The sequence below is a fragment of the Hafnia sp. CBA7124 genome (genome assembly GCF_002355555.1).
GTDB lineage: Bacteria > Pseudomonadota > Gammaproteobacteria > Enterobacterales > Enterobacteriaceae > Hafnia > Hafnia alvei.
The window spans coordinates 1,074,756-1,097,410 of the sequence record NZ_AP017469.1 but is presented as its reverse complement, the minus strand read 5'-3'; the positions used below and the strand labels follow the sequence as shown (position 1 = coordinate 1,097,410).

The following is a 22,655-nucleotide window of genomic DNA, read 5'->3' as shown; positions in this document are numbered from 1 at the left end:
TGGTGCATACCGCCCAAATACCCTGCACCCTAGGCATTTTTAGCCCAGAGCAATCTGGCGATATATTACCAGTCCATACAGTATAAATCAGTCTTATATCGAACGAGAGAAGGAATGAACCCACCAGCGGATGAGAAAACGTGGAATACCTGATGCTTAACAGGGAGGTTAAGCAGTTGTGTGCTCAAACTCAGAAGCAGGATGAGAGTAAACCACCACACGATCTCGCCCGCTTTTTTTAGCTTGATACATAGCTGAATCGGCTCGAGATATGCTCTCATCTACGCTGAGGTGATGATCGGTTATGGTGTACACGCCAACGCTAACGGTAACTTTTTCCGGCCCCGCATGCACGTGGACCTCTTTTGACACACGATTGCGGATATTCTCAGCAATTTTTGACGCTAACTTTGAGTTTAACCCTTTGAGAATAATGGCAAACTCCTCGCCACCATAGCGCGCGACCACATCCGTTTTACGCACCGATGCCACCATCGTATCAGCAACACGCCGAATTACTTTATCGCCAACGGGGTGACCATAGCCATCGTTAATACTTTTAAAGTGGTCAATATCAATAAAAAACAGTGAAATCGGTGATTCTTTCGACGCTCTTTTAATTCGGCTAGCTAATTTATTGTCGAAATAACGCCGATCATATAAATGAGTAAGAGAGTCACGGATAGAATTCTCATAGGATTCAAGATAATCTTCCAACCCTTTTTGATAAAGCTTGTAGATGTCATAAATGAACGCCAGAACAACAAACAGCGTAGCCAGTACCTCAAACAAATGAGAACCATACCAAGCCAATGAGGTAACGTATTCGCTGCGCCACATTAGCAAGATGCTACCAAGGAAAGCCAAACAACTGAGACTCAGGCTGAACCAGAACCCATTAACTAATTTAGTAAAGAAAACTACTGTGAATGTCGTTATTACCCAAATAATGATTAAGGCGCTACCAATATGAGAACTCCACAGGCGGCGATAGTTAAGTTCATCTGTTTCAATTATCGGCAACTGTAAGATGTTGTTATGGTTTATAATAACAACAGCAAAGCCAATTGCTATCAATATAACTGCAGCACAGCTCGTTATCACATTACTCTTATTAACGTAATTACATCTCCCTTTTATATAGAAAAGCACAGAGAGTAAAAACAATACCGCCATTGAAAAACTACGAATAACGAAATCAACGGCTAAAGCATTTGCGCTTTCATTAATATTAGATTCTGATATTAAAACACCTGGATATATAAAAAGACTATTAGCAAGAAATAAACTCGATAATCCATAAGCGCTTGCTATCGTAAGTAGATGCAAATGTGTATTTTTAAAATGAAATCGTATCAATATAATAATAGTTAAAAACAGATGTAAAACAAAGACAATAGCAGTAGAAACGGGGAAAAAGGATCGTAGAACATCAACCCGATGAGCGCCAAAACGGATAAAAAAAGCGAATAAACAAAACAATAATAAAAAGGAAGCCACGCTCAAAAAATGGCCCTTACCCAGAAATGATATTTTCTCTCTTTCTAACATAGCGAACATCCTGTTCTCTAACCGCTATTAAGCTTAGGTTATATTTGTCATGTTAATTTAATTTACTTATTGATATATATATCATTATACAAACAGACATTCAATGAATTAAACTAATCGTTACAAATTACAGCCACATTATTAATGAAACATATAGCATCATTATTATAGATCGAATTCTTATATATCTTAAAATTAATAAATAACACTGTTGTTTGGCTAGCTAGCCAATTAAAACAAGATTAACAATCTGTTCAATATCTCCGTATTATTATCCACTAAAACTCAATCAAGCCATTATAACAATATACCTCAGGATTATAATCAATACAAAAAAGACAGCATTACGTACTTAATGTTGATGCTCTTAATGCCATGAACGATGCCAAAACTCACCGCCGACGACGCCACGCAACCGTTTTCGTCACTATAAACACGTGATATACTTCGCGCCTCTTTACTTGCTCAGCGGTGCTGAGTTACCAAAGTTAGTTCGTTAAACAGGAGCTTGCCATCAATGTCAGCCAATGTTGTTCCGGCTAACCTATCCGAGGCAAAAATTGCCATCGTGATGGGTTCCAAAAGCGATTGGGCCACCATGCAGTTTGCCGCCGAAGTTTTGACCCAGCTTGATGTTAAGTTCCATGTAGAAGTGGTTTCCGCTCATCGAACTCCTGACAAACTCTTTAGCTTTGCCGAACAGGCCAGCGAACGGGGGTTTGACGTTATTATCGCCGGTGCCGGTGGCGCAGCTCATCTGCCTGGCATGCTGGCGGCCAAGACATTAGTTCCTGTACTCGGCGTACCCGTGCAAAGCGCAGCGCTTAGCGGCGTAGACAGCCTCTATTCCATCGTGCAAATGCCCCGCGGTATTCCTGTTGGGACATTGGCTATTGGCAAAGCCGGCGCTGCAAACGCAGGATTATTGGCTGCACAAATTTTAGCGCTACATGATCCGATGCTCGCGCGTCGCATGGCTGCATGGCGTCAGGCGCAAACAGATGAAGTGCTGGCGCATCCCGATCCACGGGAGGAAGCATGAAGCCCGTTTGTGTTTTAGGAAATGGCCAACTTGGTCGCATGCTACGTCAGGCGGGTGAACCGCTGGGGATCACCGTTTTTCCTGTCGGACTCGACGTTGATCCTGAAGCCGTTCCTTGGCAGCAGGGTGTTATAACGGCCGAAATTGAACGCTGGCCAGAAACCCCGCTGACCCGAGAATTAGCTCGCCACAATGGTTTTGTTAACCGCGATATTTTTCCACGTCTAGCCGATCGTTTAACGCAAAAGCAGCTGCTGGATGAGCTGAACTTAGCCACCGCACCGTGGCAGCTATTAGCCTCAGCACGCGAATGGCCGGAAGTATTTGCCAATATTGGCCAATTCGCGATAGTGAAGCGCCGTACCGGCGGCTACGACGGTCGTGGTCAATGGCGAATTCGCCCCGGTGATGAGTCTGAATTACCGACAGATGCTTACGGTGAATGTATCGTTGAACAAGGCATCAACTTTTCAGGCGAAGTGTCATTAGTGGGCGCACGAGCCTATGATGGCCGTTGTGTATTCTATCCGTTAGCACACAACCTACATGAAGATGGCATTCTGCGAACTAGTGTCGCCCTTCCTCAACCAAATACCCAGCTCCAGCAGCAAGCAGAGCAGATGCTCAGCGCTATCATGAATGAACTTGGTTACGTCGGCGTGATGGCGATGGAGTGCTTCGTGGTGGATGACGGTTTACTGATTAACGAGCTTGCGCCGCGCGTTCATAACAGCGGCCACTGGACGCAGAATGGTGCATCGATAAGCCAGTTTGAATTGCACCTACGCGCTATTCTGGATTTGCCACTCCCAACACCTGTAGTCAGTACACCGTCAGTCATGGTTAATTTGATTGGCACCGACTTGAACTATGAGTGGATGGCGCAACCGTTAGTACATCTTCATTGGTACGATAAAGAAGTACGTCCAGGGCGCAAGGTCGGCCATCTCAATTTGAATGACGTTAACGCTTCACTTCTCGCCGCTGCGTTAAATGATCTTACGCCTCAGCTATCGGCGGAATATCACAGTGGACTACGTTGGGCGCAGCAAAAACTTCTCGCCTAATTCTGGTCATCAAAAACGGAGCCCAGAGGCTCCGTTTTTACTTCATGCGATGAACTAAGTATATATTACCCTTAATGGCACTGAATTCTCACGTCTCATTATTTGTGTAGTGCGCGCAGAATAGATAACCACACGATCGCGCCCCTCTTGCTTGGCTTGATACATTGCCTCGTCAGCACGTGCAACGCATTGCTCGGCGGTAAGTTCATTATCCATCACGGTATAAATACCAATACTGATAGTGATTCTTTCGGGAACATCCTGTCCGAACGGCGAGTCCTGATGATGGCAAATTTTAACACGTATTTTCTCTGCAATTTCTAACGCATCATCTCGGCTAACACCATCGAGCATCACCGAAAACTCCTCGCCACCAATCCGCGCCGCAATATCTGTCTTACGTATTGAATCCTGCAAAGTTTTTGCCACGTATTGAATGACGCGGTCACCGGTTATATGTCCGTAAATATCGTTAATCCGTTTGAAATGGTCAATATCTGCCACCAGCAGTGTAATCGGCGCATTTTTTGATGTGCTCTTCATACGATTAACTAAAGAATCATAGTAATAACTGCGATTATATAAACGTGTCATCGGATCACGGATAGAATTATTATAGGAAATCTTATAATCAATACGCGCTTTTTGATAAAGCTTAAAAATATCAAATAAGAAAGCCAGCATAACAACAAACGTGGCAAGCACTTCAAAAAGATGAGCGCCATACCATGCCAGAGACGTCAAATATTCGCTGCCGCTAAGCAGCATCGTGCTCCCTAAAAAAGCCATACAGCTAAGGCTCAGACTTGCCCAAAAGTTATTCTTCACACCGGCAAACCACATCACCGCACAGGTAGTTCCGCCCCAGAGTAACACCAGATAGAGCCCAACGGATGAGTTCCAAAACTGCTGATAAGAAAGGCTTCCCTCATCAACAATCGGCAGGCTTAAAACTGAGCTATGGCTAGAAACAAAATAGGCGGTAGACAGCAGAATAATCGTCAGGCACGCGCACAGAGCCGTAACTGAAACCATATTAATAAATCGGTTATTCCATAAACGATAAACGACTAAAGACAGAAGAAAAAATATCGCCATGCTGGCACTACGAAAGATAAAATAGATGGCCAAATCATTAGCGTTAGTACCAATCCCACCTTCAGTAAAAATAACTCCCGGATAACTAAGCAGTTTACTCATAAGGTAAAGAGAAGAGATACCATAAGCGAATGCAAGCACAACCAAATAAAGGTGTTTTCTATCAACACTAAATTTCATCAGCATAAACAATGCTAACAAAAAATTCAGAATAAGCGTTACTGACGTGGAAACAGGGAATAATGCTTCTAATGCGGGAAGTCGGATATAGCCAAACATTCTGAATAGAACAAAAAGCACAACCAATAATATAATTGAAAAAATTACAAACTTATTTATCTTGATAGATCCAGTATTAACCTCAGATCTTTTCATATTTAAATTCCTTTTAAATATTAACCACTCGTCCATATATCCTATAAAAATCTCATAAGCTGATATTACTTATGAACTGCATCACATGCAATTATTCGCACCAAAAACATATACTTTTACCGAATAAACGAGCTAACACATCGGGATTTATATAGCTATTAGCCCACGAAGCGGGGATTAATAAAGCAATTAATTGAATAATATATCAATGAGCACGCCGATAACGGCGTGCTCATATTCGTTATCGCTTAAGCAAACGAGCACCTAAGAAACCACCGCACAATGAAAGCAACAGCGCTCCACTAATAGGAACTAAAGCCCACATTAAGTAATTCGGCTGCCACGCAAAATCAAACACCTGCCGCTGTAGCAACCACAATGCCACTTCAGCACCCGCCGCTGCCGCAATACCAGACACCAATCCTAATAAGGCAAATTCGCTCCACAGTGTACGACGCAGTAAACGCATGCCCGCACCCAGTGTGCGATAAACCCTGAGCTCCTGCCGGCGTTGCTGCATGCCCACCTGCACCTGCGCCATGAGTAGCAATACGCCGCAGATAATCACCAGAATGACCATCACTTCTAATGCGCGGCTTACCTGCTGTAATACCTGACTCGCCTGTTGCAATATTGCGCCAATATCAAGCAGGCTCAGCGTTGGAAATTGCCGATTAAGCTGAGTCAGTAACTGTTCACTGCCCACATAACGGAAGCTGGTTAGCCACGTTTGCGGCTGGCCATCCAAGGCATGTGGAGGGAAAATGAAGTAAAAGTTTGGCCGCAGGCTTTCCCAATCAACTTTACGTAGACTCGTGATTTTGGCGCTAAAGTTTTGCGTATCGCCACTAAACGTCACCTCATCACCGATCCCCAAACCAAGACGTTCGGCAATTCCCTGCTCGATGGAAACCTCGCCGGTCTTCGGTGGCCAATATCCCGCCGTTAACGGATTATGCTCAGGTAACTTATCTTGCCACGTCAGATTCAGCTCACGGTTAACCGCTTCGCCCCCCGGCGCATCTTCAGCGATTAACTTTGTCGCTTCATGCCCGTTAATTTCCGTTAAACGCACGCGCACCACGGGATAAAATGTACGCGCCTCAACCTGATGTTGCTCAAGGAAGTGTTTTACCAATGGAACCTGCTGCTCCGTCATGTTCATCAGAAAATAGTTCGGGCTGTCCGGCGGTAATTGCTGCTGCCAACGATCGAGCAAATCCCCGCGCAACACAAGCAGCAGAGCCAATAGCATGAACGACAGTGAGAACGCCGCCAACTGACTGATTGTCGCCGCAGGTTGGCGCAATAAGCGGTTAACCGCTAAACGTAACGCCAAATTCTTAAGCGTGAGCCTACGCAGCACAACTAATCCCCCCCAGCCCACCACGCTGAGCAGAAACGCCAGTGCCACCATGCCCAGCAGCAGTGACCACAGCAGCGTGCTAAGCCCAACTAACGATATCAACCCCGCAACTAAAATCAGCGCCGTGATGGGCAGGTAGTAACGCAGCGGCCACACCACGCGAAACGCATCGCTACGCAGCACGCGTAACGGTTGTGTGGCGATTAGTTGGCGGTAAGGCCTTAACCCAACCACCAGCGAAATCAGAACCATGCCCCCTAGCGCCCAAACCCAAGGCCAGCCTCCCGCAGCGGGAAGGGCAGCCGGTAATACAGGGGCCAACAAGCGGATCAATAACGCTTCAAACAAGAGCCCTAGCGCGCTTCCCGCAACGCCAGATACCAGCAGCAAGGCCAACCATTGTCCCGCAATTAAGCGCAGCAGCGTTTTACGCCCGGCACCGAGCGTTTTTAGGATCGCCACCAGTTCATAGCGGCTTCGGCAATAATGGTTCATCGCAACGGTGACCGCCGCCACCGCAAGTAAAAGTGTGAGTAACGCGGATAACAGCAAAAATTGCTGCGAGCGCTGCAATGATTTACCCAGCGTCCCGCCCGACTCCTCCAGCCCAAACAGCTTTTGGTCAGGCTTCAGCTGTGGCGTGAGATACTGCGTAAACCGTTCGATAGCATCAGCGGGGCCTGCAAACATGTAGCGATAGCTCAGGCGACTGCCCGGTTGCACCGCGCCCGTTTTATCAACATCAGCGAGGTTGATAAGAATTCTTGGTGCGGTTTGAAACGGGTTAAACCCGTTATCAGGTTCCTGCACCACCACGCCCGCCACTTTTAGCGTTGCGTCTCCCACATCTAAGCTATCCCCCACTTTAAGGTTTAACAGCGAGAGCAAACGAGAGGCGACCAGTACTTCACCCGGCTCAGGACGTAATCCGGCAGGTTGCGTAATTAGCTCACCGTATAGCGGATAAAGCGTGTCGGTTGCCTTTACATCCGCCAACTGCGGTCTATCTCCAGCAAACGTCATAGTGGTAAACGAAAGCTGGCGGCTTACACTCAACCCATCGTGCTGAGCCTGCGTTAGCCATTGCTCATCGGCAGGATGCGCGCTGCGCAGAACTTTATCACCGGCCAGAAAATCGCGGCTTTGCTGACTCAGCCCGCGCTCCATTCGGTCACTGATACTTCCCAGTGCCAACACGCAGGCCACTGCCAACGTTAAAGCCATCCAAACAATCAATAACGAAGGCGATTTCCACTCGCGCCAAAACCAACGCAGAATCATGCTTCCTCCTGCAATACGCCTTCAACCAAGCGCATACGACGCTGGCATCTTGCTGCCAACTGAGGATCGTGAGTCACCAAAATCAAAGTGGTATCAAAATCAGTATTCAGGGAAAACAGAAGATCGGCGATGCGATCGCCGGTGTGACGATCGAGATTACCGGTTGGCTCATCGGCAAAGAGAACTTTGGGACGCCCGCTGAACGCACGCGCCAACGCCACGCGCTGCTGTTCTCCCCCTGAAAGCTGCGCCGGTAGATGATTCAAACGCTTGCCCAGCCCAAGCTGCTCTAGCAGCTGCACCGCCTGTTGACGGCTTTGACGATCGCTATCACCGCGCAGCAGCGCCGGGAGTTGAACGTTCTCCAACGCCGTCAGCGTGGGCACCAACATGAAAGACTGAAACACAAAGCCAACGTCACGTGCACGCAGCGCCGCCCGTTGTTCCTCGTCCATTTGATCTAAACGCTGGCCTAAAAGGGAAACCTCTCCGCTAGTTCCATCATCTAAACCGGCTAAAATCCCCAGCAGCGTTGATTTACCTGACCCCGACTCGCCAATCAACGCTAATGTTTGCGCAGGTTTGACAACCAGCTCAACTCCGGTAAGGATGGAAAGCTGACTATCACCTTGACCGACCTCTTTGGCTAAATGATGAACTTCAAGAACATTTTCCGTTGGCATATCCCTTTCCTTCTTCTTTTCAGCCTGTTATGTGGGCGGGCAATGGCCGCTGATACATTATTAATATTAGGCGACAGCCTTAGCGCAGGCTATCGGTTACCGATTGCCGATTCATGGGCCACCCGTCTTGCGCAGCAATGGCAAAAAACAACGCCGACGGTTTCCGTGGTGAATGGTAGCATCAGCGGTGATACTGCCGATCAAGGTCTTGCTCGGCTCCCCGCGTTGTTGAAACAACATCAGCCGCGCTGGGTATTGATCGAACTCGGCGCTAACGATGGGCTAAGAGGCTTTGCTCCAGCCGATATTGAAACGGCCTTAGGAAAAATAATTACTCAGGTACAGCAGGCGAAAGCACAGCCACTGCTGATGCAAATTCAGCTACCACCTAACTATGGCCGCCGCTACACCGAAGCCTTTGCGGCTATTTATCCTAAACTCGCAAAACAACATCAAATACCGCTTATTCCATTCTATATGGAACAGGTGGCGCTAAAACCTGAGTGGATGCAGCAGGACGGATTACACCCAAACGGCGAAGCACAGCCGTTTATTGCACAATGGATGAGCGAACAGCTCCACCCGTTGCTGACGAATCCCCATCAGTAATGTTTTAATTAAACATCTTTAACGCCGTGCCAACAGGTTTATATAGGTAAAGTTATGCAAAAAGCCATCCTTATCACCGGCTGCTCCAGCGGAATTGGACTTACCGCAGCGCAGGATCTCCGCAATCGGGGATATCGCGTGTTAGCCGCTTGTCGCAAGCCGCAGGACGTTGAGGTGATGCGCGATCTGGGCATGGAAGGTATTGAGCTGGATTTGGACGACAGCGAGAGCGTGGAACGCGCCGCGGCCGAAGTGATTCGTATCACTGAAGGACGCCTGTATGCGCTGTTTAACAACGGCGGCTTTGGCCTCTACGGCCCGCTTAACACCATCAGCCGAGCCGAATTAGAACGGCAGTTTGCCACTAACCTTTTTGGCACCCACCAGCTCACCCAACTTTTATTACCCATTATGCTGCCACACGGCGAAGGCCGAATTATTCAAACCAGCTCGGTAATGGGACTCGTCGCCACGCCGGGACGTGGTGCTTATGCCGCGAGTAAATTTGCGCTTGAAGGTTGGTCTGATGCACTGCGGATGGAACTACACGGCAGCGGCATCCATGTTTCACTGATTGAACCAGGCCCGATAAATACCCGCTTCACCAGCAATGTGCATCAAATGGAAAAAGATAAGCCAGTGACCAATCCAGGTATTGCAGAGCGCTTTACGCTCACGCCTGATGCCATTCTGCCTAAGCTACATCATGCCTTAGAAAGCAAAAGACCCAAGCTTCGTTATCCGGTCACGCTGGTCGCGCACGCGCTAACCGTGCTGCGCCGTATTTTGCCAGGACGGTTACTCGACAAAGTTCTGCGTGGAAATTAACAGCTTGGCATTGCAAACGGCCAGATAAGCCCCATATCGTTTTTATATGTTTAAGCGTCTGAGAGAACAAAAGAATGCTAAATAATTCCGTGATCAACGTTACCGAAGCCAACCTACATCAGACGCTAGAGCAGTCTGCGTCTATTCCAGTGCTGTTCTACTTCTGGTCTGAACGCAGCCAGCATTGCCTCCAGCTCAACCCGATTCTCGACAAACTCGCGTCAGAATACGCAGGCCAGTTCGTGCTGGCTAAAGTAGACTGCGACGCAGAGCAAATGGTGGCCTCACAGTTTGGTCTGCGTGCCATCCCAACGGTTTATCTCTTTAAAGATGGCCAGCCTGTGGATGGCTTCCAAGGGCCACAGTCTGAAGAATTTATCCGCGAACTGTTAGGCCGCTTCTTGCCAAAAGAAGAAGAGCTGAAAGCCGCACAGGCAGCTGAATTCATTGCCGAAGGCAAAATGGCCGAAGCCTTGCCGTTGCTGAAAGAAGCGCGCGCGTTGGATTCTAAACGCAGCGACATCGCGTTGATGCTAGCCGAAGTACAGATCGCGCTCAACCGCAGCGATGAAGCAGAAACCGTGTTGGCAACCATCCCAATGCAGGATCAGGACTCTCGCTATCAAGGACTCGTGGCGCAAATCGAATTACTGAAACAAGCCGCCGATACCCCTGAAATTCAGCTGCTGCAAAAACAGGTAGACGCTGAGCCTGAAAATGCGGTCATTGCCGCTCAGCTGGCTTTACAGCTGCATCAGGTTGGACGCAACGAAGAGGCCCTTGAACTGCTGATGGTTCATCTACGCAAAGATCTGACCGCCGCCGACGGCGCTGCGCGTAAAACCCTGATGGACATTCTTGCCGCATTGGGGAATGGTGATGCATTGGCGTCTAAGTATCGGAAACAACTGTATTCGTTGTTGTATTAATCAATAGCTATTCATTCTCGATACTAATGCCGCTGATATTAAATTAGCGGCATTTCATAATAAAATCTGATATATACAATTTTTTAAATAACTACGACTCATTCCTAAAAAGCATCTCAAAAAATAAAGATTGATCGAAATCAATATATTAGCCTCATCTAAGAAAAAATATGATTACCCTCGCTTGATAATAGACAACCTTAATCTATCATTTTTAGTGATAGTTTAAGGCCGATGATAAACATCGTTTTCCCCGGCTATCACCAACTCTATTTTCATTAAAAACAGTTTGTCTCTGATATTAACAAGAGAGGATAAATCATGGGTAAAAGTCCAAGTATTGAAGAAATGGAAAAAAAAGATAAAAAAAGCCGTGAATATTTAGATGAAATAGCCAACGAATTAACTAATAAACTCGGTAATACCTACGCAACATTAGAAAAAGAAGCTGAAAATTTCTATCAAAAAGAACATGAAAAACCTTGGTCTAGCGATCTTTATATTACGGGTAAACAATTTGATTACCAATCTGTGCAAGAATGGTCGCTCGCATCTGTATCTGCCATTATTAATAAAATATCCGCTGCGGTTATTGGCACCGTTGATGGAAAAGTAGAAAATCTGCCAGCAGGAACTGATGCAGGAGATAAAGCACAGGATATTAATAAAAAGTACGACATGAACAAGGATAAGCGATTATTAATTGCGACTAACTGCTTTAACCTGCTGGCCGGTATCGTTGGATCGTTCGGCAATGCCACCTCGATTACCGTGAAACACGGTACTAAGTCAGATCCTATTGGTGGTGGGCTACGAATTTTCGGCTCCGTCGGAACCCAAACCTTCCAGCGTTCCTCTTTCTTCAATAACGAGAAAATCGCAACCTACCAGTTTGCTTATATTGTGAGATTCTCCGTTGAAGAGTTTGAACTGCAGGCGAAAATTGCGCTTATAGATCAGTACCAAAACACGTTAAACGTGACAAAATTTGCCTCAGATAAAAATGACCAACAGTTCTTTGAGGATAAAATCACCTATGAACAGTGGTCAGTCATGTCTGCTAAATTTGAAAAGGTTATGGAAGATGTATTAAAGAAAATACGAGAACTCGATCCAAAAAAAGAAAGAGGAACACAATTGGCCAAAGAATTCATTTCTCAAAATGGTCTATACAGAATATTTTACTCCAGCAACAAACATCTACTCGAAGCAATAAAACGCAGAGAGGCGGGGTTGTTAAAGATATAATTAAAAAAATATTTATTCCTGTTCAAATTCATACCCACAGCAATTAAATATTATAGGAAAATCCTTATGCCTAATTATTATCGGCTTGGGAATAGAACCCCAGCTAATTTTACGCCACGTATTGCCGATACCGTAGGGCCCGGCGCGGGGCTCTCCATGGCAAATACGGCTCCAGCAGTAAGGGCGCAGGTTATTGACTCAGCCTTAACTCAGGTGACCCAAATTATTAATACACCTACTCCAGGAAACCCACAGCATTATTCAATTTTGCCAAATCCCAATGTAGGGCAGGATTTGCTAGATTGGGCCGCAACCCGAGAGGCTCTGCTCGCCGATAATACATGGACGAATCCTCTTATCGGGCCCTACACTACGGACGTCAACACGGCACGTACAGGCCAAGTTAACTAGGGGAAGATTTATGGATCTCATCAAAAAAATGTGCGGTTCATTTGATTTCACAACGATTTCTTCTGAACTCTATGCACTTATTCCACAGGATAAAACGGACGTAGAAACAGCCAAAAAAGCGGTGGACTACGGCTATCCCGGTGTTGCCCCTATTCTGCCGGTGCTCATCTACTGGCTACAGGATCTTAACTGGCCGGTAGCGCAGGAGTTAACGCCGTTTTTAGCCAAAATTGGTGCCCCGCTAAAACAGCCAGTACTTGATGTGCTAAAAACTCAAGACTCAATTTGGAAATATTGGGTCGTCAGTGAATTAGTCGATACAACCGACCTACAACTGGCCAAAGCCATCGCCCCTGAGCTACAGCATTTGAAACTCAAAACGGCGGCGAGCGTCGACGAGGATGATATTAGCGTCAATTCAGCTATTGACGCGATTTTGCATAAACTCCAAACGCAACGCCCTTAGTTCCATCTGATATAGAGGTGGCGAAATTCAGTGTGTTTTTCGTCGCCTTTCTCTATTGTCTTTTCATTGATTCACTCCCCCACCTGTGATCCCCTTCCCAATTCTTATACAACCAGCCCTGTCGCTATCGCCTAAAATCCTTCACAATTAAGAAATTAATTCGTTGTTTTATCTACAAATACTTTTCTTCTCCACGTCCTTATTCCTTTAAATCACGCGTATAAAATCTATTTGCATATACTTGTCTATACAAGTATATGTTAATCAATAACAGCTTTTGTTAAACACTAGTTAACTAGTAAATCCTGATATCTGAACTGATAACGCGAAAGGAAAATAAAAGTGACTCTTCCAAACCGACTGCGTGAAATCGACATCCGCGCCCCGCGTGGTACTCAACTCAATGCCAAAAGCTGGCAGACCGAAGCGCCGTTGCGCATGCTGATGAATAATCTCGATCCTGAAGTGGCAGAAAACCCTCATGAATTAGTGGTTTATGGCGGCATCGGGCGCGCAGCACGCAACTGGGAGTGCTACGACAAAATCGTTGAAACACTGAAAAATTTAAACGACGACGAAACTCTGCTGGTGCAATCTGGCAAACCCGTTGGCGTATTCAAAACCCACAGCAATGCACCGCGCGTATTGATTGCTAACTCCAATCTGGTACCACACTGGGCAACGTGGGAACACTTCAATGAGCTCGATGCCAAAGGCTTGGCTATGTACGGCCAAATGACCGCGGGCAGCTGGATTTACATCGGTAGCCAAGGCATCGTTCAGGGTACCTATGAAACGTTTGTGGAAGCAGGCCGCCAACATTACAACGGCGATCTGACCGGTCGTTGGGTTCTGACCGCAGGCTTAGGCGGCATGGGTGGCGCTCAGCCGTTAGCCGCAACCATGGCTGGGCTGACCTCATTAAACATCGAATGCCAGCAAAGCCGTATCGATTTTCGTCTGAAAACGGGCTACGTCGACGAACAGGCAACCGATCTGGATGACGCGCTGGCACGTATCAAACGTTATACCGACGCAGGCAAAGCTATCTCTATTGCTCTGTGCGGCAATGCGGCAGAAATTCTGCCTGAATTAGTTCGTCGCGGCGTACGCCCAGACATGGTAACTGACCAAACCAGCGCGCACGACCCACTCAATGGCTATTTACCGAAAGGCTGGACGTGGGAAACGTATCGCGAGCGAGCGCTGGCCGAGCCTGCATTCGTGGTGAATGCCGCTAAAGAGTCAATGGCTGAGCACGTTGAAGCCATGCTAGCGTTCCAAAAGATGGGCATTCCTACCTTTGACTACGGCAACAACATCCGCCAGATGGCCAAAGAGATGGGCGTGACTCACGCTTTCGATTTCCCTGGTTTTGTCCCTGCTTATATTCGCCCACTGTTCTGCCGTGGCGTAGGTCCGTTCCGCTGGGCGGCATTGTCAGGCGATCCTGAAGATATCTTCAAAACCGATGCCATGGTTAAAGAACTTATTCCTGACGATGAACACCTGCATCACTGGCTGGATATGGCGCGTGAGCGCATTCATTTCCAAGGGCTGCCAGCGCGTATTTGCTGGGTTGGTTTAGGCCAGCGCGCTAAGTTAGGTTTAGCTTTCAATGAAATGGTACGCAGCGGCGCCCTGTCTGCCCCTATTGTGATAGGTCGCGACCACTTAGACTCAGGCTCGGTTGCCAGCCCAAACCGCGAAACAGAATCCATGCAAGATGGATCGGACGCCGTATCCGACTGGCCACTGCTGAACGCATTATTAAACACCGCCAGCGGAGCAACATGGGTTTCACTGCATCACGGCGGCGGCGTGGGAATGGGCTTCTCTCAGCACTCTGGCATGGTTATCGTGTGTGATGGCACCGATGAAGCCGCTGAACGCATCGCCCGCGTACTGCACAACGATCCCGCCACCGGCGTGATGCGTCATGCGGATGCTGGCTATGAGATCGCCATTGAATGCGCACACGAGCAGGGATTAAACCTGCCAATGATTACCTCCGCTCAGGGGAAAAAATAATGTACGAATTAATGCTTCAGCCAGGAAAAATTACCCTTAGCCAGTTGCGTGAAATCTATCATCATCCGGTGCATATTCAACTGCACAGCAGCGCGCGTGAGCCAATTCGTCAAAGCGTAGCCTGCGTTGAGCGTATCGTGGCCGAAGGCCGTACCGCCTACGGCATCAACACCGGTTTTGGCCTGCTAGCTTCAACACGTATTGAAACCTGCGATCTAGAAAACCTTCAGCGCTCCATCGTACTTTCACATGCGGCGGGTGTAGGCAGCGCTAACGATGACGCGATCGTACGCTTAATCATGGTGATGAAAATCAATAGCCTAGCGCGTGGCTTCTCGGGGATTCGTGAAGAAGTGCTGGATGCTTTGATTGCCTTGGTGAATGCCGAAGTGTATCCACATATTCCGGTAAAAGGCTCAGTCGGCGCCTCTGGAGATTTAGCCCCGCTGGCACATATGAGTCTGGTGCTGCTGGGTGAAGGCCAGGCACGCTATCAAGGGGAATGGCTACCCGCCACACAGGCGCTGGAGAAAGCCGGTTTAAAACCTATTCAACTGGCAGCCAAAGAAGGGTTGGCGCTACTTAATGGCACACAGGTTTCGACTGCCTATGCGCTACGTGGCCTTTTCGACGCAGAAGATATGTATGCCTCTGCGTTGGTGTGCGGCGGTTTAACCGTTGAAGCCGTGCTGGGTTCACGCAGCCCGTTTGACGCCCGTATTCACGACGTGCGTGGGCAAATTGGCCAAATCGACAGCGCCGCAGCCTACCGCCATCTGCTCGGTGAACGCAGCGAAGTGTCGGATTCCCATCACAACTGCGGAAAAGTGCAAGACCCCTACTCCTTGCGCTGCCAGCCACAGGTGATGGGAGCTTGCTTAACGCAAATCCGTCAGGCCGCTGCGGTGCTAGAAATTGAAGCTAACGCGGTTTCCGATAACCCGCTGGTCTTCGCTGAACAAAATGACGTGGTCTCTGGCGGCAACTTCCACGCCGAGCCAGTAGCCATGGCGGCGGATAATCTGGCGCTGGCGTTGGCTGAAATTGGTGCGCTGTCTGAACGCCGAACCTCGCTGATGATGGATAAGCATATGTCACAGCTGCCGCCATTCTTGGTGAACAACGGCGGCGTTAACTCTGGCTTTATGATTGCTCAGGTCACTGCGGCCGCGCTAGCCAGCGAAAACAAAGCCCTCGCGCATCCTTCCAGCGTTGATAGTTTACCGACTTCCGCTAATCAGGAAGACCATGTTTCGATGGCACCGGCAGCGGGGCGTCGACTCTGGGAAATGGCAGAAAACGTGCGTGGGATTCTGGCTATTGAATGGCTTTCTGCCTGCCAAGGGTTAGATTTCCGCAACGGTTTAAAAACCAGTCCACGGTTAGAACAAGCACGTCAGCTGTTACGCGAAAGCGTGGCTTATTACGACAAGGATCGTTTCTTCGCCCCCGACATTGAAGCCGCCAGCCAGCTATTAGGTTCCGGTCAGCTCAAAGCGCTCATTCCTAGCGCGCTGCTGCCTAGCCAAGCCTAAGTCCTCTCTCATTATCTGCAAAAAGTAAGAGCACGCGGGGTATATATTCTATACCCTGCGTCGGTAATCTGTACCTGCCGACCAATATGACGGGATAAAACATGCAAAATAATAATGAAACATCGCCCCTGCAACCACACAACACCTCGCACCTCAAACGCGGTCTGAACGCACGCCACATTCGTTTTCTGGCCTTAGGATCTGCCATCGGCACCGGTCTGTTTTACGGCTCTGCGGGCGCGATACAACTCGCCGGCCCCGCGGTTTTATTAGCCTACTTAGTGGGCGGGCTCGCTGTTTTCATGGTGATGCGCGCGCTGGGGGAAATGGCGGTACATCAGCCGGTATCCGGCTCTTTCGGTCACTATGCCAGCCGCTATCTTGGCCCCTTAGCCGGTTTCATCACCGGTTGGACATATACTTTTGAAATGGTGATTGTCGGCATGGCTGATGTCACGGCCTTCGGCATCTATATGGGGCTCTGGTTCCCCGATGTTTCCCAATGGATTTGGGTGCTCAGCATCGTGTGCTTTATCGGCGCGTTAAACCTGTGCAGCGTTAAAGTATTTGGCGAAATGGAGTTTTGGCTCTCGCTGATTAAAGTGGTCGCGATTATCGCCATGATCGTCGGCGGCGGCGCCATTATGATGTTTGGTTTCGGTCAGCATGAACAGGCAACGGGTTTTAGTAATCTGTGGCAGCATGGCGGATTTATGCCAAACGGCATTACCGGCGTCATCGCTTCGCTGGCTGTGGTGATGTTTGCCTTTGGTGGGATAGAAATTATCGGCGTAACGGCGAGCGAAGCCCGCGATCCGGCCAAGGTAATCCCTAAAGCCATCAACACGGTTCCAGTGCGTATTTTGCTGTTTTATGTCCTTACGCTGATGGTATTAATGGCGATTTATCCGTGGAACAGCATTGGTCAGCATGGCAGCCCGTTCGTTGAAATCTTTAAAAGTCTGGGTATCAGTTCTGCCGCTCACGTCCTCAACGTAGTGGTCATCACCGCGGCAATATCGGCCATCAACAGCGACATTTTTGGCGCTGGTCGCATGATGTATGGCATGGCAAAAGATGGGCAAGCGCCTCAGTGCTTTACCAAATTAACCGCGGGCGGCGTGCCATGGATGACGGTTCTGGTGATGGCGATTGCACTGCTCACGGGCGTGGTGTTGAACTATCTGATTCCAGAAAAAGTCTTCTTGATTATTGCCTCTATCGCTACCTTTGCCACCGTGTGGGTATGGCTGATGATCCTGCTTTCTCAGGTTGCTATGCGCCGCCAGATGAGCAAAGAAGAAGTCGCCACGCTGAAATTTCCCGTACCGTTCTGGCCGTTAGCGCCAGCGTTAACCATCATCTTCATGGCCTTCGTTATTGCGCTGCTCGGATATTTTGAAGACAGCCGAGTTGCTCTCGCCGTAGGTGTGGTGTGGATGGCGCTGCTGACGTTGGCATGGTGGATTTGGGTGAGAAAACCGAAAGGTCAATCTGTGAATGGTTTTAATGCTGAAACTGAGGCGGATGTGTAGCTCATCAGCTAATACCTCCACCTAGCCTCCCCCTTCGCAGGGGGAGGAGCAGCTCGAGATTCTGTTCAACATAGCTGACCCCCTCCCAGCCTCCCCCTTCGCAGGGGAGGAGCAGAGCGAGTTAATGCAGGCATCACTAATCGGTTCCCTCCCCTGCCAAGGGGAGGGTTAGGGTGGGGTCTGTCTAAAGAACTTTACTCAAAAATGCTGCCGTGCGTGGATTCTTTGGCGCGGTGAAAATCTGCTCCGGCGTCCCCTCTTCCTGAATAATACCTTGATCGATAAATACCACACGGTCGGCAACCTCACGGGCAAAGCCCATTTCATGAGTCACGATCACCATCGTCATTCCTTCCAGCGCCAGCTTCTTCATCACTTCCAACACTTCCCCAACCAGCTCAGGATCAAGCGCAGACGTCGGCTCATCAAAAAGAATAATCGAGGGATCCATCGCCATAGAACGTGCTATTGCCACGCGCTGCTGCTGCCCGCCAGATAAACTAGCAGGCCATGCATCAATTTTGTCGAGCAAGCCCACCTTATCTAGCAAAACCTCAGCGCGCTTGAGCGCATCGGCACGCGACATACCTTTCACCGACATCGGTGCCATAATCAGATTGTCTAACACCGTCATATGGGGGAACAGATTAAAACGCTGAAACACCATGCCAACGCTTTCGCGCATTTTATTTAAATTTGTTTTAGGGTTATGAACGTCAAAACCATTAACCGACACTTCGCCGCCGTCTGGTTTTTCTAGAGCATTGAGGCAGCGTAAAAATGTACTTTTCCCCGATCCCGACGGGCCAATAATGCAAACCACTTCCTGCGGCTTGATATCGCAAGAGATCCCACGCAGTACGTGCGTTTCACCAAATTGCTTCTGCAAATTATCAACGTGAATCACTTTTGCTCAACCTCTTTTCCATATGTTGCACCAGCAGCGACAGGATGAACGTTAGCATCCAGTAAATCACTGAAATCGTTAGGTAGGGTTCCCAGTAAGTCGCATATGCGCCAGACACGGTACGTGCAGCGTACGCAAGATCGGCCAAGCCAATAGCGGAAGCCAGTGAAGAGTCTTTAACGATAGCAATCGCGTTATTTCCTAACGGCGGGAGTATCCGGCGAAACGCCTGCGGCAAAATCACTTTGCGCATGGTTTTACCCCAGCTCATGCCGAGTGCGCGCGAAGCCTCCATTTGGCCGTGATCGATAGATTGAATACCCGCACGGAAAATTTCGGACACATAAGCGCCAGCATTAAGCGTAATCGCCACAATACACGAGAGGAATGCGCCATAGTCTGAGCGCAGCATACGGGCAAAATCTACGGACATCAGCCCGCTCGTCACCAAAACACCGTCGCGCGGGTTTATCAACAGAGGAACAAGGGCAAAATGCACCACCATAATCTGTACAAACAACGGTGTGCCGCGGAAAGCGCTCACGTAGACACGGACAGGCCATTGTACAAAATAACGCAACACGAAGCGCCACGGGCCATTTTCAGCCTTAGCCATTCTTCCTAAGCCTAAGGTTAATCCCCAAAGCGTGCCTAAAATCACACAGATAATGGTGCATTTAATGGTCATCCACGCGCCTTCAGCAAACAGCGGGGCATATTCCTGAATGATTTCCCAACGGAATCCGGTCATACAACTTTCCTGTTTATTACATTTTTTTCTATTTATGACAGCAAGTTATAACAGCTATACCGGTTGCGCCCAGTCCATAAGCGCAACCCACAGCGTTTACTTTTCAGGCAGCGTTGGAACGTTCGCGTCAAACCATTGGGTATAAATCTTGGCATAGGTCCCGTCGGCCACAATTTTCTTCAGGCCGGCATTAATTTTTCCGAGTAATTCTTGGTTGCCTTTTGCCACGGCGATACCAAAGTACTGGCGTTCAAATTTGCTATCCGGTACCAGTTTGAATTCTTTCTCTGGATGGTTTTTGATGTAGTACTTCACCACGCCCACATCGCCAACCGCCGCGCCTAGACCATCCTCATACAGCTCTTGCAGCATCAGCGGCGTATTGTCGAAACGCTTAATATCAGTGCTGTTTTTGCCTAGCACTTCAGACACCACAATATCGCCGGTGCTAGAGTTCACCACGCCAACCTTCTGCCCTTTCAGCGCATTAACCGAATCTACTTTTGAGCCATTCGGTACCACGATAGATTGTTCGGCAGGGAAATAAGGCGCGGAGAAGTCGACCATCTGCTGGCGCTTATCGGTAATGGTAATGCCTGAAATAATAATGTCGCGATCGCCTGAGTTTAGCGTGGCGAAAATGCCTTCCCACGGCGTATTGACTAGTTTGATATCAAACCCTTCAGCCTTTGCAACCGCTTTGATGATATCGATATCAAAACCTTCCAATTGCTTCTGGCTATTTTCAAACTCAAATGGACGGTAGGTACCACCAGAGCCCACAACGTAGGTTTGTTGTGCAGCAAAAGAGCTCCCCATCATTGCAGCCATAAAACAGCCAGCCAAAACCATTTTCTTCAACATGTCTTTTCCCCTGACGTAAGATATTTTATTTATGCAGTTTTAATGCATAAAAATACACAACAAAGCATACCAACTCAATACCATTGCGAATAAAATTTTACTCCCAGCATAAAAATTCAATCTAACGTCACAATTAAGCATCAGTTGTTGCAGGGACTCATAATTCTAGTGAGAGATCTTATAAAGATACGCAAAGACTATTTTTTATACGGAATTAGATGGCATAAAAGAGAGGAGAAACGGCGGTGATAAAGACATAACTTTACGCTTTATCGAACACGTTGAGATATCGATTACAAAATAAGCAGAGTTTTTGTGGCATAGTACTTCTAGGTTTTGACAAAAAGGAGTGCATATGTTCCCAGAGTATCGAGATCTTATCTCAAGACTGAAAACAGAAGACGTCCGTTTTGCCACGCTCTTTCATGAGCACAACCAGTTGGATCACACGATCCGAAGGGCTGAAAACCGGCCAGGAGCCCCGTTTGATGAACAAATTGCAGGATTGAAACGAGAGAAGCTTAGATTGAAAGACGAGCTTTATAAAATCCTGCGATCGTATGAAGATGAAGCAACAACCTGATAGTTAGTCGTGTTGTTTTCTTCTGCATACAAAATACCGAATAAAAAAAACCCGCTCATGAGCGGGTTTTTTAATGAAGTCGTTTTTAATTAAAAAAACGTGCTCAGTAACGAATTACTGACCTTTAACTTCTTTCAGACCGTTGAATGGTGCTGGGGTGCCTTGTGCAGCCAGAGCTTCTTCGATACGAATCAGCTGGTTGTATTTAGCAACACGGTCAGAACGGCTCATAGAACCAGTTTTGATTTGGCCTGCAGCAGTACCAACAGCCAGGTCAGCGATGGTAGCATCTTCAGTTTCACCTGAACGGTGAGAGATAACTGCAGTGTAACCAGCGTCTTTAGCCATTTTGATTGCAGCCAGAGTTTCGGTCAGAGAACCGATCTGGTTGAATTTAATCAGGATGGAGTTAACGATACCTTTTTCGATACCTTCTTTCAGGATCTTGGTATTGGTTACGAACAGATCGTCACCGACCAGCTGGATTTTGTCGCCCAGTACTTTAGTCTGGTATGCGAAGCCATCCCAGTCAGATTCGTCCAGACCGTCTTCGATAGAAACGATTGGGTAATCTTTGGTCAGGTTTTCCAGGAAGTGGGTGAATTCTTCAGAGGTGAACGCTTTGTTGCCTTCGCCAGCCAGAACGTATTTACCGTCTTTGTAGAATTCAGATGCAGCACAGTCCATAGCCAGAGTAACGTCTTTACCCAGCTCGTAGCCTGCTGCTTTAACCGCTTCAGCAATAACAGCCAGCGCTTCTGCGTTAGAACCCAGGTTTGGCGCGTAGCCACCTTCGTCACCAACAGCAGTGTTCATACCTTTAGACTTCAGAACTTTAGCCAGGTTGTGGAACACTTCAGAACCGATGCGAACCGCTTCTTTCAGAGTTTTAGCGCCAACAGGCTGGATCATGAACTCTTGGATATCAACGTTGTTGTCGGCATGTTCGCCGCCGTTGATGATGTTCATCATAGGCAGAGGCATAGAATATTTGCCTGGAGTGCCGTTCAGTTCAGCGATGTGCGCATACAGCGGCAGGCCTTTAGAGGCAGCAGCAGCTTTAGCAGCAGCCAGAGAAACAGCCAGAATAGCGTTAGCGCCAAACTTGGATTTGTTTTCTGTACCATCAAGATCGATCATGATCTTATCGATGTTAGCCTGGTCTTTCGCATCTTTACCCATAACCGCCTGAGCGATTGGGCCGTTTACAGCGGCAACGGCTTTCAGTACGCCTTTACCCATGAAACGGGATTTGTCACCGTCACGCAGTTCCAGCGCTTCACGGGAACCCGTTGAAGCACCTGATGGTGCAGCAGCCATACCGACAAAGCCGCCTTCCAGATGAACTTCAGCTTCTACAGTTGGGTTTCCGCGTGAGTCGATGATTTCGCGACCAATGACTTTAACGATTTTGGACATTAGGTTTTCCTCGATACAAGTTAAACTAAAAACTCCAGACGACAGGCGCGAAACCGATGCTTCGCGCCTACCAGTA

20 protein-coding genes are annotated in these 22,655 nt (G+C 48.1%); 12 read left to right on the top strand and 8 right to left on the bottom strand.

Features of this window, described 5'->3' with window-relative positions:
- Window positions 1–168 precede the first annotated feature (168 nt).
- Window positions 169–1,551, bottom strand: coding sequence for a GGDEF domain-containing protein (locus CPY98_RS05090; protein WP_051874087.1), 1,383 nt, complete (start codon window positions 1,549–1,551; stop codon window positions 169–171).
- A 517-nt stretch (window positions 1,552–2,068) separates the two neighbouring features.
- Between CPY98_RS05090 and purE the strand changes: the two genes are divergently transcribed.
- On the top strand, window positions 2,069–2,593 hold the full coding sequence (purE, locus tag CPY98_RS05085; protein WP_096386608.1) for a 5-(carboxyamino)imidazole ribonucleotide mutase: 525 nt from the start codon (window positions 2,069–2,071) through the stop codon (window positions 2,591–2,593).
- Window positions 2,590–3,660, top strand: coding sequence for a 5-(carboxyamino)imidazole ribonucleotide synthase (gene purK / locus CPY98_RS05080; protein WP_043491546.1), 1,071 nt, complete (start codon window positions 2,590–2,592; stop codon window positions 3,658–3,660). The genes purE and purK overlap by 4 nt, the downstream gene beginning before the upstream one ends.
- 54 nt (window positions 3,661–3,714) lie before the next feature.
- Here purK and CPY98_RS05075 read toward each other — a convergent pair whose 3' ends face one another.
- From CPY98_RS05075 to ybbA, 3 genes are all read right to left on the bottom strand, one after another.
- Entirely contained in the window at window positions 3,715–5,133 is a 1,419-nt protein-coding gene (locus CPY98_RS05075) for a GGDEF domain-containing protein (protein ID WP_096386605.1), read from the bottom strand.
- Window positions 5,134–5,374: 241 nt separating this feature from the next.
- Window positions 5,375–7,780 carry a putative ABC transporter permease subunit YbbP gene (gene ybbP / locus CPY98_RS05070; protein WP_096386603.1) on the bottom strand — a complete coding sequence of 802 codons (2,406 nt, stop codon included), beginning with the start codon at window positions 7,778–7,780 and terminating at the stop codon, window positions 5,375–5,377.
- The gene (gene ybbA, locus CPY98_RS05065) at window positions 7,777–8,463 is read right to left on the bottom strand and encodes a putative ABC transporter ATP-binding protein YbbA (protein ID WP_043491538.1); all 687 of its coding nucleotides are present in this window, start codon (window positions 8,461–8,463) and stop codon (window positions 7,777–7,779) included. Before ybbA ends, ybbP begins: the two co-directional genes overlap by 4 nt.
- Here ybbA and tesA point away from each other — a divergent pair.
- The 9 genes from tesA to CPY98_RS05020 all read left to right on the top strand — a co-directional run bounded on the left by tesA (window position 8,434) and on the right by CPY98_RS05020 (window position 18,055).
- Window positions 8,434–9,072 (top strand): multifunctional acyl-CoA thioesterase I/protease I/lysophospholipase L1, encoded by a 639-nt coding sequence (gene tesA / locus CPY98_RS05060; RefSeq protein ID WP_172863833.1) that lies wholly within the window; start codon window positions 8,434–8,436, stop codon window positions 9,070–9,072. The genes ybbA and tesA overlap by 30 nt on opposite strands.
- Before the next feature lie 54 nt (window positions 9,073–9,126).
- Window positions 9,127–9,900: an SDR family oxidoreductase gene (locus CPY98_RS05055; RefSeq protein WP_025800568.1), complete on the top strand. Its 774-nt coding sequence runs from the start codon at window positions 9,127–9,129 to the stop codon at window positions 9,898–9,900.
- Window positions 9,901–9,974: 74 nt separating this feature from the next.
- Window positions 9,975–10,829, top strand: a complete 855-nt coding sequence (locus tag CPY98_RS05050) for a co-chaperone YbbN (protein ID WP_025800567.1) — start codon at window positions 9,975–9,977, stop codon at window positions 10,827–10,829.
- Between the two features lie 321 nt (window positions 10,830–11,150).
- Entirely contained in the window at window positions 11,151–12,077 is a 927-nt protein-coding gene (locus CPY98_RS05045) for a hypothetical protein (protein ID WP_096386597.1), read from the top strand.
- Between the two features lie 66 nt (window positions 12,078–12,143).
- Window positions 12,144–12,488: a hypothetical protein gene (locus tag CPY98_RS05040; RefSeq protein WP_046449531.1), complete on the top strand. Its 345-nt coding sequence runs from the start codon at window positions 12,144–12,146 to the stop codon at window positions 12,486–12,488.
- A 10-nt stretch (window positions 12,489–12,498) separates the two neighbouring features.
- Window positions 12,499–12,954: a DUF5071 domain-containing protein gene (locus CPY98_RS05035; RefSeq protein WP_043491528.1), complete on the top strand. Its 456-nt coding sequence runs from the start codon at window positions 12,499–12,501 to the stop codon at window positions 12,952–12,954.
- A gap of 342 nt (window positions 12,955–13,296) precedes the next feature.
- Window positions 13,297–14,985, top strand: coding sequence for a urocanate hydratase (gene hutU, locus CPY98_RS05030; RefSeq protein ID WP_096386595.1), 1,689 nt, complete (start codon window positions 13,297–13,299; stop codon window positions 14,983–14,985).
- Entirely contained in the window at window positions 14,985–16,520 is a 1,536-nt protein-coding gene (gene hutH, locus CPY98_RS05025) for a histidine ammonia-lyase (RefSeq protein ID WP_043491525.1), read from the top strand. The genes hutU and hutH overlap by 1 nt, the downstream gene beginning before the upstream one ends.
- A gap of 101 nt (window positions 16,521–16,621) precedes the next feature.
- A complete protein-coding gene (locus tag CPY98_RS05020; RefSeq protein ID WP_040044486.1) occupies window positions 16,622–18,055 on the top strand; it encodes an amino acid permease in 1,434 nt (477 codons plus the stop codon).
- A 184-nt stretch (window positions 18,056–18,239) separates the two neighbouring features.
- Here the strand turns inward: CPY98_RS05020 and CPY98_RS05015 are convergent, their stop codons facing one another.
- The 3 genes from CPY98_RS05015 to CPY98_RS05005 form a co-directional block, all read right to left on the bottom strand.
- A complete protein-coding gene (locus CPY98_RS05015; protein ID WP_046449534.1) occupies window positions 18,240–18,962 on the bottom strand; it encodes an amino acid ABC transporter ATP-binding protein in 723 nt (240 codons plus the stop codon).
- Entirely contained in the window at window positions 18,949–19,713 is a 765-nt protein-coding gene (locus CPY98_RS05010; RefSeq protein WP_025800562.1) for an amino acid ABC transporter permease, read from the bottom strand. The genes CPY98_RS05015 and CPY98_RS05010 overlap by 14 nt, the downstream gene beginning before the upstream one ends.
- A 96-nt stretch (window positions 19,714–19,809) precedes the next feature.
- On the bottom strand, window positions 19,810–20,577 hold the full coding sequence (locus CPY98_RS05005) for a basic amino acid ABC transporter substrate-binding protein (RefSeq protein ID WP_040044484.1): 768 nt from the start codon (window positions 20,575–20,577) through the stop codon (window positions 19,810–19,812).
- Window positions 20,578–20,932: 355 nt separating this feature from the next.
- On the opposite strand from CPY98_RS05005, the gene CPY98_RS05000 reads away from it, so the two are divergent.
- Entirely contained in the window at window positions 20,933–21,160 is a 228-nt protein-coding gene (locus tag CPY98_RS05000) for a YdcH family protein (protein WP_025800560.1), read from the top strand.
- A 114-nt stretch (window positions 21,161–21,274) separates the two neighbouring features.
- Here the strand turns inward: CPY98_RS05000 and eno are convergent, their stop codons facing one another.
- Window positions 21,275–22,579, bottom strand: coding sequence for a phosphopyruvate hydratase (gene eno / locus CPY98_RS04995; RefSeq protein WP_025800559.1), 1,305 nt, complete (start codon window positions 22,577–22,579; stop codon window positions 21,275–21,277).
- Between the last annotated feature and the right edge of the window lie 76 nt (window positions 22,580–22,655).